This window comes from Robinsoniella sp. KNHs210 (genome assembly GCF_000686105.1).
GTDB classification, from domain to species: domain Bacteria; phylum Bacillota; class Clostridia; order Lachnospirales; family Lachnospiraceae; genus Robinsoniella; species Robinsoniella peoriensis.
In genome coordinates this window covers 1051922-1065723 of the sequence record NZ_JMLZ01000001.1, presented here as the reverse complement: position 1 = coordinate 1065723, position 13802 = coordinate 1051922, and the positions used below count along the sequence as shown (strand labels likewise).

The following is a 13802-nucleotide window of genomic DNA, read 5'->3' as shown; positions in this document are numbered from 1 at the left end:
ACTTACCGTGCTAAGCGTTCCGTTAAAACCAATAAATTACTCACCTCACTCCAACAGCTCCCATTAAAGACACCCCCCACACATCTGTCCGTTTCCCAATCGGACATATTCACACGCTCGCAGATAAATCCTGCCGGAAGTTTCTCCCGGGGTACCGTTACATGATTCAGCCCTTTGGAAGTCGCATCTTTCGGAACGTCCCAGGAATAAATAGGTCTTTTATCCGTAGACATATACTGGCTGATTGTAATGGTAATTTCCTCATATAGCCGGCGATAGCATTCTTCTTTTGTCCAATCATAGAGCTTTTTAAGGCTGCCCCCCGATAAGGTACAGATTCCCGGTGCAGAATGCTTATTCTGTACATTGGCAAAGACTGTGCCGATTGTCTTCATCTCCAGTCTGTTAAATTCACTGGCCGGCGGAAATTCATAATTATAAGCAGCTACCCAGCTGCTGCACAGATGCGCCGCTGTCTTTGCATAAGAGAGCCATTCGGGCTTTAATGTAACCCGGTACAATTCTGTATAACTTTCCAGAAGCGCAAAGGCACTCTCACTGTCGGGACATTGTAAAATCTCATTTGGTCCTCCGGTTGTGTATCCTCTTTCTACAAAGTTATGATAGAAAAAAGCTGCGATTTCTTCCGCCGCATCGAGATATTTCCGGTCACCAAAATATTCATATGCAGACACCAGACCAGCCGGAACAATGCCTCCTGCTGTGGATCCCCCCACCAGGATTTCACCTGTCACCGCATTTACAAATTGTCCCAACTGCCCATAGGTATTCCATAATTTTACAAATGCATCAGCACATCCCTTTGTGCCTTTTCTCATACTTTCCGGCACCTCTTTCATAAGCGCAAAGTGCTGAAAGAGAAAATAAAGTGCATCACCGCTGTCCCGGACAGAACTGAACTCCCTCAGTCCGTCTGTTTCTTCGTATTTTTTTTCCTTTATTACTTCGCCCTTTGCATTACTCCCGGAATAGAATATGCCGCTTTCTCCCTGCAGACGGAATAAATGCGCGAGCGTTTTGATACTCCTTTCGTATTCCGTTTTTCCCCCAAGCTTCATGAGAGCGTAACTGGAGATACCGCCGCCTACCCAGCCTGTCTCCCAGGCATTTCCTTCACTTCCTGTAGTAGTGCTCCCGTAAAACTGACCTTCTTCAAACCAGTTCATGGTGTTATGCTTTTCTAATTGAATCTGTCTCAGTTCTTCCCAGGAAGGTTCGTCCGGCAGTTCATCATTCAGTTTCATTAGCTTTCTGTTCCGGAAGAAAATCTCGTAGAACTCTGCTATTGATTTGCAGGGCACTTCTAATTTCTGAAATGGGATTTCAGCCTCTTCATCCACATATTTTTCATCATTTTTAACCATATGCGGCCATCGGTATATCATCTCGCGATATGCCGGCCAGGTCAAAATGACACACCCTTTTTCATAGGCAAGACCTATATTTCTGCCTTTGATCTGCTGAATGGTAAATACAAAAACAGCCTTTTTTTCCGCCTGCACAAAGATTCCAACGCAGGGCACAGATACATCTCCCGTGGTTACTTCTATCCTGCCGCTTCCATCCTTATTCAAACGCGGCACATCCGTGATTATGGTATTTAGATTCACCCCCATTTCTTCCGGCTCTAATAGCGGAGGATATTCTTTTGGCAGAACGTCAAATTGATTCCCTTTGTACGCACAGGCGGGGAAAAGTATATATTCCTTACCGGTACAGTTTTCTATGTTAATTTGTATTCTGGACATTTTCTTTTTCCTTTCTGAATTCTTCGCCAAGCAGTCTGAAAATCATCATAATTTTGCAATGACACGGTTTTGTGCTTCTTCATACATTGCAATAATATTCTCAATTTTTGTATCAAATTGAATATTATGTGTAGGTGCCAGGATGTATCCGCCATTTTCCCCAAGCACCTTTATGCTGTTTCTCACATTTTTCCGAAGCTCAGGTATCGTATAGTAAGGAAGTACCTGCTGTACATCAATTCCGCCATGAAAGGTCAATTGATTTCCAAATCTTCTTTTTATCACTTCAATATCCATATTTTTTGCACTCACCTGAATGGGATCTAAGATGGTTACGCCAACATCCACCAGTTCCGGAATTAATTCCTGGATACTCCCGCAGCTATGGAAAAAAATCTCTACATCGAAGTTTTTCCTGATCTCTCTATAAAATTTTACATAGAGATCTTTAAAAAACTTACGGAACATCTCTTTGGAGATCAGCAGCCCCGCCTGAGAACCATAGTCCCCGCCCCCATCCAGCTCATGAATTTTTCCTTTTCCCGCTTCCAGTGTCTTCAGGGCATGTTCCAGACGGATTTCATTGTGCTTTTCGATCATTGCCACGGCAAGTTCTTCATCTGCAATCAAGTCACAGAGAAACTTCTCATCACCTGCCCACATAGTGAGATGCTGCAGGCCTGATGGATCTCCGTGAGTCTTAATCCATCGCCGGCCGTTTTCATTGATGCGGTCAATGTCCTCTTCGATATTGGAAAAATCCCACCATTCCATTTTCCCATCCCATCCGGTTCTTCCTTCCAGGTCTCCGATCTCTTCGATATCACCCCAGGGATGATATGCAATCGCTGTCGTATAGTCTCCTGCATCATTATAGATCTTCCGGTTTCTGGGTCCTCCGCTTACAATAATTTCTTCATATCCATGCTCATCAGTTAAAAGCTCAGGTCCAATGTATCTGGGACCGACCGAACGTAAATCAATATCTAAAATATCCAGCACTGCATCTCTGGTATTCACTTTGAAATATTCCTTCATCCGGTCCCATACTATATCCTCCGCAATGAAATCACAGGGCACGCGGTCTGCCGGCTGATGCAGAATGGTATTTTTCACCCGCTCATAGCTATTCATATTTATACCCATCGCATATTGCAGGCTTGCCTGCAATACTGCCACAATAAAACAGGTTGAAAGAATCACACCGTGGCATCCTTTCTATATCATAATTTTCTTTCAACCTTATACCCATCGCATATTGCAGGCTTGCCTGCAATACTGCCACAATAAAACAGGTTGAAAGAATCACACCCTGGCATCCTTTCTATATTATAATTTTCTTTCAACCTTGATTCCTTCCTCTCCTGCTCCATGTCGTTTGAACAGTTCACACATATACTTTACACTTTCCTCTGGAAGACAGATGGATTCCGGCTGTGGATAAGTTTTTGCCATAAATCCACCTTTTTCGCTGCCCAGCAGATGGATTAATTTCTGCACACTCTCTTCGATTTGCTCCTTTGAACCATCTGGCAATATTGTCTGGATATCACATGGGCAGAAAAAGCAGATTCTTCCTCTGTATTTTTCACTCAAGTTTTCGATTCCCATATTGTCCTGCTGGTCTATTTGAACCACATCTACTCCGATTTCAATAAAATCTTCAATGAGATCCATAATATATCCACAGGAATGGATAAAGAAATGCATACCATACTGATATAGCTTTTCTATAATCTTTTTATATGCCGGCTTAAAGATCTGCCTCCATAAAACCGGGCTGATGATCAGTCGATCCTGTACACCCAGATCCTCAATCGCAATCATTCCGTCCACACCGCGATCATGCATACAATCCACCACACGAAGGCAGCTTCCGGTCAGCTCTGCGATTAAGTATTCAATCTCATCCGGGCTGTCTATAAACTCATACATCAGATTTTCAAATCCAACCAGATCCAGCATTTGCAGAAACAGAAAATGTGGAAACATACCCAGAATATATTTTTCTTCATTCTGGTTTACAGCCTTCTCAAGCTCCGCGTACCGTTCTTCTTTTGTAAAATCGGGAATCTGATATTCGTATACCTTTGTGATGTCCGATAATGGAAAATCAACCGCTTCTCCCAACTCTGTATGTATCGTCTCGTACACTATACCCCATTCCGTTTCCCAGCTTTTTCTCCCTGAGGCAGATTCAGCAGCATGTTGATATTGATTAACAAATACCCATTCAAAGTCATCACCGTACTTTTCCGGTATTGCTGGGGTCCGGTTAGAATCAAAATTATAAGGAATTCGATCGGGACATGAAAATTCTATTGCTTTTATCACTCTCTCCTTTGAAGTCATGATGTCACCTCTTTGTTTTTTATGAATAATGCCCACCAAAGAGATGGGCATTATTATGATAACTTCATATCCTTTTTATTTCGCTGCTTTCCATGCATCAATCTGTGTCTGCATTTCATCAATAATTTTCTGGGATCCTGCTTTTTCTAACTTGTCCAGGAATTCAGGCATCTTTTCCTCCGGATCAACTGCACCGGTATCCAGCATCAGCAGATACTCCGTAACAATTGCACTGGTGCTTGCAATTTCTGTCTGAACCTTTTCCGGATCAAATACAAATCCTAATGCTTCAGATGGAATTGCTGCTTCATTCAATGCTTTCGTTTCTTCCCAGACGCCATCTTCCTGACCTTCTCTAAGATATCCGTTAAACTGATTTCCAAAGGTCCAGTCTACGTTAGGATTATAGCCTGAATTTTCGATTGGCTTTACATGTCCATCTTCTGTTTTTGTATAATGTGTTCCCTCAATACCAAAGCAGAGTAAGTTATAGAGAACCGGATCTGTATTTACTAATTCCAGTAATTTAACCGCTTCTACCGGGTGCTTGGATGTTCTGCTCACAGCGATCATAGTTGCATTAATGCCGCTGGTCTTTAAAATGGAATCCGATATACGGAATTGTTCCACGTCCTTATTACCAAAATCTGCTTTTTGTACAGGCGTTTCTCCGGGCTTAAGGGTTCCCGCCATAATAGCTGCATACTTACCTGCTTTTTGTTCTGCTTTATAATCGGTAATCGTAGCTGCATCCGGTCTGAAATATCCTTTCTGATTCCATTCTCTCATCAATTTGAAATGTTCCATAACCTCCGGCAGCGCAAACTGATTCACCACTTTTAATTCTTTGTCATCATATTTAACTGCTCCCGGAACATTCATGCCGGATAACTCGTCAAGTCCTAATGCTGCCGCTGTGAACCCATATATACTTTGTTTTGAATTAATCATCGGGAATACATCCGGATTATCCTTTTTAATGCTTTCAAAAATAGGATCCAAATCTTTCAGTGATTTTACGCTGCTGATATCAACGCCGCTTTTATCCACATAATCCTTTACGATGTAACCGCCATTGGTCATTGCCCAGATCTGGTAATTGGGAATTGCATACAATTTCCCGCCAACCGTTGCCGCAGCAAATCCTGACTCCGGCATAATTTCTTTTAATTTTGGTGCTTCTTTCTCTACGATTTCACCGATATCTAAAAATGCATTTTTATTTACATTATTATAGAAGTTATTGCACCAGTTTGATGTAAAGCAAAGATCAAATTCTTCCTGGGATGAGATCACCATCTGCATTTTCTGATCAAAGCTTCCGAAATCTGTGGATATAAATTTAACCTGTACATTTAATTTATCCTTTAAATATTCATTAACCGCATTCTGGACAGATTCCTGATCTGCCTGAATCTCCGACATAGGGGCATACCATTTTATCTCTACCACATCTCCTGATGCCGACTGGGATTCTTCGCCGTCAGCCGCTGCTGATTCTTCACCTGCTTTTGTCTCTCCTGTCTCCGCTTTCGTTTCTGTCCCTGCCTTCGTCTCCTCATTTGACGTATTTGCAGAACATCCTGCCAACGCCGTAACACTCATTGCCGCCGCCAATAAAAGTGCCATTGCTCTTCTTCTTTTCATTTCTAAATCCTCCTTATTTTGCTTTCTATATTGTATATCATTATACAATCATCCCTTGACCGCACCAACTGTTAATCCTTTTACAAAATGTTTTTGGAAAAAAGGAAATACAAATAACATGGGCGCTACAGCTAAAACGCATAATGCCATTCTGGCTGTCTCATTTGGTAACTTAGATACGTCAATTCCAAGATTTCCTGCCTGCAGGGAGGATGCCAGGAATTGTATATTATTCATGATTCTATATAAGTAATACTGCAGCGGAATCAGCTTCTGATTATCTATGTATAACATTGCAAGCCACCAATCATTCCAGTACATAAAAGCTCCAAATAAACCAACGGTTGCCAGTGCCGGTTTTGATATGGGCATAATGATTTTAAAGAAAATGCCAACCTCACTGGAACCATCCAATTTTGCTGCTTCAATCAGAGACACCGGTGTGTCATTTAAGAATCCCCTCATCAGCATCACATGCCATGGAACAATAATATAGGGCAGTATTAAGGCGAATATCGTATCTTTCAGATGGTAATACCGGGTAATCGTAATATATGCCGGAACCATACCCGCATTAAACAGCAATGTGAATACTACCAGAAAGGAAATAATCTTAGATCCCGAAAAATCCCTTCTTGACATTACATAACCTAACATTGCGGTAAAAAGCAAACTTGTTCCCCCTCCTGCTATCGTAACCAGAATCGAAATTCCATATGAATTTAAAATCTGTCCGGGGCTTTTCAGTACAAACTCATAAGCATCCAGCGACCAGTCGCTGGGAATAAGCGAATATCCGTGCTGTGCCAATGATGCCTCACTTGTAAATGACGCCGACACAATATACAATATCGGAACAACACAGCAGATAGAAAGTATACTGAAAATAATTATGCTGACCACGTCTGAAGCCGAATACTTCTTTCTTTTTTCTGTAACCATAGTAACCTCCCCTTAGAATATTCCATAATCTTTATCAAATCGTTTTACGGTATAATTGCTGATCAATACCAGAATAAATCCTACCAATGATTGATATAAGCCCACGGCTGATGCCATTCCAATATCACCGCTGACCCGCAGCGCCCTGTATACATAAGTATCTATTACATCTGCCACCGGATATAATGCACCGGAATCCTTTGTTAAGAAATAGAACATTCCAAAATCTGAATAGAATATCTTACCAATTTGCAATAAGGTAATCATTACAATCGTGGGTGCAATAAATGGAATCGTAATTCTGAGCGTTCGCTGTATCCGGTTGGCACCATCTATAGAAGCTGCTTCTAAATAAGAAATATCGATACTCATCAGTGCCGTGTAAAACATCAGAGTCATATATCCCACATTTTTCCAGAAATAAGCAATTAATAAGATTGCCGGCCAATATTTTGGTTCAAAGTAAAAGCTTGGTGAAACCCCTCCGGCATCCTTGATCATATTCGGCACAACACCCAGCTGCGGGCTAATCAAAGCGTATAGAATATATCCTCCTACTACCCACGATATAAAGTAAGGAACAAACATCGCTGTCTGAAACACCTTTACCTGCCTTTTCGACCGTTCAAACAGCAGTACCGCCAAGAGAACAGATAGGAAAATGGTAACACTGATAAATAGAAGATTCAGGCAGATGGTATTTCTGGTTATCCGAAATGCATCCTGTGATTGAAAGAAGAATTCGAAATTTTTCAATCCTACCCAGTCACTCCCCAGTATCCCTTTTGCATAGTCCATCTTTTTAAATGGAATAATTAAACCAAATAGGGGCACATAATTAAATGCTATTAAAAAAGCTAACCCCGGAACTGCCAGGATAAAAAGTTTCCAATTAAACTTTTTTACTTTCTTCATTTTTAAACCACCCATTGTGTACCGCAGACCCGCCTGCAATACAGCCACAAATAAACAAGCTGAAAGAATCGTCGCGTGGCTTCCTTTCTTATTTAATTTTCTCTCAGCCATGAAAGTGTTATTCTTTTACACGAACCCTCACTTTCACACTTAACAATTTCCTCCTCATTTTAATTTTTGTTTTGCTTTTGCTCTACTGGGATTATCTTATCTTCTTTCCCTTTATATTGCTACTGTACATATCAGATTTTACTGTACAAGGCTATGTACAAATCGGAATTTCCTGTACAAAAGAGAAAAAAACAGGATAACCGGGCTTAAAAAGTCCTGTTATCCTGCCTTTCATGTCATTCCTTTGCTATTTTTTCCATCTTACACTGGATCGCATATTCTCTTGGTGTACAGCCATAATATTTTTTAAACATACGGTAAAAGTAACTTTCATTTTCCATCCCGACTTTGTTTGCAATTGAGGTGATTGTCTGATTGGAGTCCGCCATCATTTCCGCCGCTTTAACCATTCTGGCGCTTAACATATATTCTCCAACAGACATCCCGGTATGCTTTTTAAAAACAGATGCCAGGTATTTCGATGAAATTCCAAGCTCATCCGCAATCATATTCAGGCAAAAACTGCTGTCCATATAGTTTCTGTTCATATACTCAGTCACAGTCTTCACCAGATTTACTTCTTTAGTATCTGCCTCTTTTTTCTGAGATGAAAAGGCTTCTTCAAACCGCTTCCGTATCAGATCCATAATATCATCCAGATATTCCATATTGGTTACACTTTTAAATAAGAATCTGAAATCAAATGTTTCCACATCGACAGCACATGTTCTCATATGATCCATCTGATATTTTAAAGCCGTCAAAAAGTCCAGTAATACAATTACCATATTATCATAATTTAACTTTTGAATCTCATGGCTTAGCTGCAAAATAACGCTTTCCCTTACCTGTGCGTCACCTGCCTTTGCCGCCATTTCAGATGCCAGCTCTTTTGGATCGAAAAGCTCTGCATTCTGAATGTTCGGGGTGCATTTTTTCCAGTCTATGATCACTGCTCTTCCTAAGGCAAACCGGTAATCCATGGCCTGTTCTGCCTGCCGGTACATAGCCGATATCTTATATTTATCTGAATCTGCCTCGCTAAAAGCCAATGAAAATGTGATATTAAAATATTCTTTCACATATTTTTGGCATTCGAGAACAGACTCCTTTAAATCTCCGCCATAAACACGTCCTGCATCCCTCCCGCCAAGAAGTACGACAAAAGAATTTTCCTCAACGCGTGCCACTTCACATTCTACCTTCGTTTTCAGTAATTCTAACAGAATATTCTGTACTCCAAAAACCAATAATTGCTTTTCTTTGACTGTATTATGTTCCAAAATATACTTTTCATCATCAAGCCGAATTACCAGCACACAAAAACGCATACCAGCTTCAAAAATCCAATGACCTGCAAACTTCTTCCGCAATTTATCAATATGCTGTTCCTGACTGCTTAGAAGAAGATTTTCAAGGTAATATTGAGCCACAATATCCTGGTTTGCCAGGGTTTGATTTTCAATGCTCACATATTTCTCACTGATTTTTACATAAGCATTTTTTAGATAATCAAATTCATTCTCTTTCACCGCTTCTTTGGTATCTGGCGGAAGTAAACTGGATACATCTTTTACTAAATTATTTATGGGCCTGTAAATTCTTTTCGCCAGAATCCACAATAACATCATGGAGAAACCAAATAACACCAAGGTACATAGAATAAAATTTCTTCTTAATTGATTCAGCGCATGAAATACCTGATCATATTCCTGTATGGAAAGTATATGATTATTATAGGAACCTATATTTACGTAAGATATCAGATATTTAGATTCCTTTATTTTTGCCGTATAAAAACCTAAACCATCCTCATTTTGTTCTTTTAATTGATTTTCCTTTGCAAGAAATTCCCGGATAATCGCCTGATATTCCTCATTATTTTCAATTTTCACATTGTTATTGCATATATTTCCCTCTCCGTCAATCAATAAAAATTCACTGCTGCCGCCGCTGGGCTTATTCATTGTAACCAAATTGTCCAGAATCCAGTTCGTTCTTTGATTCACTGCCAGAAAACTTTGCGGCTGTGAATCACTGCCCTCAAAATCATAGATAAAATAAGTAAAAACATAGATGTAAGTATCCGGATCATCGGGGGATCGCTGTACCTTTCTCAAATAGGGCTGCATCCTGGTAAGCGGCTTATTCTTTTCCATAAACTCAATAAGCTGCCTGTCTTTAAAATCGCCGGAAGCTTCCACAGATACCATACTGTCACTGTTTTGATTATATATGTAGATGGAATGTAAGGACGGATTCGCACTAAGCACATTTTTTTTCAGCCCGTCTAGTGTAGAGTAGATCTGATACCCTTCTATATCTTCATTATATAAAAGAGAGGTAACGGATGACTGATGGTAAATGGACTGCATCACACTCCCGACAGTATCTCTGTTATAATCAAAGTTAAAACGCATCTGCTGAAGTAGTTTTCTATTTGTGTTATTCGTCGTCTCAAGATAAGTTTTTTCAGCCAGATGATATACGGCATAGGAAAACGGGATACTAATCAGGGTAAAAAAGATAAACATAGAAACTACAATCTGGTTTAAATAATTTTTGGATTTGTATTTTTTTAACAACGGTTTTCACCCTCCTTTCCCTGTCTATTGGATATATTATCATAAAGCTTTGAATATTACCATAAATTTTTATCTGTTTTCACCTATTTATCGAACAAACGGCAATGAGGATCAGAATCCTCACTGCCGTCAATCTTTATTATGCCATATCATCCCGAAGAGCATCAATGATATTTTCTTTTCTGATTTTACTCACAGCGTACAGCATTGTAATAAATATTACAAAGAACACCCCAAGCATACTAATCACGATACTGGTCCACGGGAACTTAAAATCTATGGCTGCGCCGCCTGCCACCATTCCCTTATAGATCAGCCATGATAAAATTCCTGAAATGGGAAGACCGAACAGCAACGTCCTTCCCCCGTATAGAACACACTCAAAACGCATCATCTTATTGAAATCGCGGTCGGACATCCCTACCGAGCGGAGCATGGCAAGCTCACGCCTGCGCAGCTTGATATTGGTAGCGATAGTGTTGAATACATTTGCAACTGCAATCAGTGAAATCATCAGAATAAAAACAACCGTAAACAGATTAACAATGAATAAAATATTACGGTTTAACTCCATCATCGCATGAACATTGTATAAACTGTAGCTTGCGGTAATCCCCGATCCTTCAATCAAAGTCTGCATCATGGCTGTTGACAGCGAGGGATTTTCTGACTGAAACGTAAATCCTTTGACCTTCACATCCACAGCGGTATCCGGGGGCGCAAGCTTCTCCTTTAGCGACCAGGGAGCCATGATCTGAAAGAAATATGGCTGCTGCCGGCTGGTTCCTGAATATGGGGGTGTATCCGGCGGTACCGTTTCCACACAGGTAATATTTATGTTTTGCCCCTGTTCCATGACAGGCTTGCCATTTTCCTGTGGTATGACAGTGACACTGGCCGAAGAACTCCTGAATACATCCCGAAGCTGGCTGACATCCTCCGCCTGACCACTTTGATCCTCCATTTTGGCAACCGCTGTGAGCTTTGCATTTTCTCCGGTATATTCTTCAGCAGGCAGGCCCAGACCATTGATGATTTCGTAATAGGTGTTGTCATCCAGAAATTGAATCTCTATCGGTAATTTCACCGTTTCTTCCGGCAAAGTTTCTCCTGCAGCATTCAGGTAATCCTCCGACAGATCACTTGCCTGAACAGCGCAGGTATACTTCATAACAATCTGACTGGAGCTTTTGGTAACACCTTCTGTGGTCTTCAGTTTATCATAAAGTGCAGGCATTTCGCCTTCATCCATATCCTGTGTGCCAAAACCAATGTCATAGTCCGTAACTGCTTTTGCCTGCTCTGCTGCCTGATTCAAACCTGTTCGAAAGGCACTGGCTGAGACAAACAGCACAACACTTAAAGTAAGCGACAGAATAATGCTGCGGTAACGCCGCTTGTTCCTCTTAAAGTTTTTTAAAGCAAGCGTTTCTTCCAAACCATAAATACGCCGTATAAATTTCGATGTTTTTATGGCTTTTGCTTCAACCTTTATTTCATTGGTCTGGCGAATGCACTCCATCACAGGTATACCGGCTGCTTTCTTTGCCGGAATATATGCCGAAATCAAAATGGTGATCATACTGATCACGACTGCCGCCACAAGTGAAGGAGCAGACACCTTTAAAGTCAACGGCACATTGGCATACAGTACATTGGCGAAATTCTTTGCCACAAGAGCAAGTACGAGCCTGATGCTTGGGATACTAATTAATATGCCAATCGGAATACCGATTGCACCGATACAAAGTCCCTCCACCAATACAGAATTACGCAGCTGCTTTTCCGTGGCACCTACCGACATCAGAATGCCAAACTGATGCGTTCGTTCGCCCAGGGAGATATGAAAAGAGTTATAAATCAGAAATACCGACCCCAGCATAATCAGCGCCACCAAAACTCCCCCTATAGAATAGAGAAGGGTATTGAATATTGTATCATCCGAAATTCCCATGAAGCGCAGCACATCATCGTTCAGGAGATAAGCAGGGTTTCCAGCAGCTTCTCCTGCATATGTGCGGACCATGGAGGGCTTTTTCAGTGTGACGAATACGCTCAGGCTCTTTGCAGCATCCATGGAACCGGCTGTTGTAATCATGGTATAGCCGGGCGCAGAGCGTTCCTCAAATGAGGGTCTTTGGCAAATGCCAACAACTGTGTAAGTTTTCTCTGTCAAGGGTGTCAGTGTTTCTTCTCCGGATTGATACACATTATGCTGGCTGAGTGTTTCTTCTCCAGCCTGACGGGTTCCAACTGCAAGGGTAAGGGTATCCCCAACCGCAATCTTTACACCGCCGTTTGATGAAATGTGCGCCGGAGCAACTATCTCATTGCTGTTTTCCGGCAATCTGCCTGATAGAAGTTCAAGGGGCAGAGTATCAAACGTTTCCTTATTAAACCCGGCGATGAATAAATATGGTTTGTCGGGATTTTGTCCTCCTTCTAGCTTTGCGTAGCCAACATTTTCAAAAGTTGCAGTATTGGAAACTCTGCTGTCTTTCGCCTGTTCCTGTGCAAAAGCAGAATCTTCATACGGAAACTCAACGTGCCAGCCGCCGTATTTCATGATGGCTCCATTTACCATATAGGTTTGCAGGGAAACAGCAAAGGCTGCGACTGCGGTAATCAGGGCAGCAGACAGGGCAACTCCGATGATTGTTACTAACGTTCTTGTCCGGTTCTTTATAAGCCCTTGCAGGGCAACTTTATGGAAAATGTTCATGACCACGCCACCTGCCTCTCGTCCCGCACCACTTTTCCGTCTGCAATGGTAATAATGCGGTCTGCCTGCAAGGCGATATTTTCATCATGAGTGACGATAATCAGCGTCTGATGGTATTTACGGTGACTTTCTTTCAGCAGATGGATGATTTCCTGTCCATTATGGCTGTCCAGGCTTCCGGTGGGTTCATCTGCAAGCATGACTGCCGGGGCATTCATTAAAGCGCGGCCGATGGCGACACGCTGTTGCTGACCGCCTGACAGCTGGTTTGGCAAATGTGTTTTTCGTTCCTGCAGTCCAAGAAGATCCAGCAGATCGTCCAGCCGTTCTCTATTGACCTTCCGTTTATCCATCAGGATTGGCAGAGTCATGTTTTCCACTACATTCAAAGTGGGAATGAGATTGTGGAACTGATAGATCAGTCCAACTTGCCGTCTGCGGAATATAGCAAGTTTTTCATTGCTTTGGCCGTATACATCCTGACCATCCAAATATACTTTTCCGCTTGTGGGCACATCCACGCCGGCAATCGCGTGAAGCAAAGTGGATTTACCAGAACCTGAGGAACCTATGATTGCAGTAAAATCTCCTTTTCGAATGGAAAGCGAAACGTGGTCAAGCGCAGTGACCTGGTTATCTTCCTTCCCGTAAACTTTACATAAATCTTCAACTTTCAAAAACTCCATTATGTGAGCCTCCTTTTCAAACATGTCTTGTGCTATACCCAAATAATAGAACTTTTCACTTACATTTTAGTGA

10 protein-coding genes are annotated in these 13802 nt (G+C 41.5%); all 10 read right to left on the bottom strand.

Going from position 1 to position 13802, the window contains the following annotated elements; genetic code table 11:
• Positions 1–2: 2 nt before the first annotated feature.
• On the bottom strand, positions 3–1769 hold the full coding sequence (locus CD03_RS35750) for a hypothetical protein (protein ID WP_052377656.1): 1767 nt from the start codon (positions 1767–1769) through the stop codon (positions 3–5).
• Between the two features lie 45 nt (positions 1770–1814).
• A complete protein-coding gene (locus CD03_RS36985) occupies positions 1815–2948 on the bottom strand; it encodes a uroporphyrinogen decarboxylase family protein (protein ID WP_156042767.1) in 1134 nt (377 codons plus the stop codon).
• Positions 2896–3054, bottom strand: coding sequence for a hypothetical protein (locus tag CD03_RS37715; protein ID WP_156042766.1), 159 nt, complete (start codon positions 3052–3054; stop codon positions 2896–2898). Before CD03_RS37715 ends, CD03_RS36985 begins: the two co-directional genes overlap by 53 nt.
• A 44-nt stretch (positions 3055–3098) precedes the next feature.
• Positions 3099–4121 carry a uroporphyrinogen decarboxylase family protein gene (locus CD03_RS0104065; protein ID WP_027292538.1) on the bottom strand — a complete coding sequence of 341 codons (1023 nt, stop codon included), beginning with the start codon at positions 4119–4121 and terminating at the stop codon, positions 3099–3101.
• A gap of 75 nt (positions 4122–4196) precedes the next feature.
• On the bottom strand, positions 4197–5768 hold the full coding sequence (locus tag CD03_RS0104060) for an ABC transporter substrate-binding protein (RefSeq protein WP_027292537.1): 1572 nt from the start codon (positions 5766–5768) through the stop codon (positions 4197–4199).
• A 48-nt stretch (positions 5769–5816) separates the two neighbouring features.
• Positions 5817–6710: a carbohydrate ABC transporter permease gene (locus CD03_RS0104055; protein ID WP_027292536.1), complete on the bottom strand. Its 894-nt coding sequence runs from the start codon at positions 6708–6710 to the stop codon at positions 5817–5819.
• 12 nt (positions 6711–6722) lie between these two features.
• On the bottom strand, positions 6723–7673 hold the full coding sequence (locus CD03_RS0104050) for an ABC transporter permease (RefSeq protein ID WP_242849034.1): 951 nt from the start codon (positions 7671–7673) through the stop codon (positions 6723–6725).
• Positions 7674–7972: 299 nt separating this feature from the next.
• Complete coding sequence (locus CD03_RS0104045; protein ID WP_027292534.1) at positions 7973–10321, bottom strand: helix-turn-helix domain-containing protein; 2349 nt, start codon at positions 10319–10321, stop codon at positions 7973–7975.
• A 139-nt stretch (positions 10322–10460) separates the two neighbouring features.
• Positions 10461–13043, bottom strand: coding sequence for an ABC transporter permease (locus tag CD03_RS0104040; protein ID WP_027292533.1), 2583 nt, complete (start codon positions 13041–13043; stop codon positions 10461–10463).
• Positions 13040–13729, bottom strand: coding sequence for an ABC transporter ATP-binding protein (locus CD03_RS0104035; protein WP_027292532.1), 690 nt, complete (start codon positions 13727–13729; stop codon positions 13040–13042). The genes CD03_RS0104040 and CD03_RS0104035 overlap by 4 nt, the downstream gene beginning before the upstream one ends.
• Positions 13730–13802: the final 73 nt, after the last annotated feature.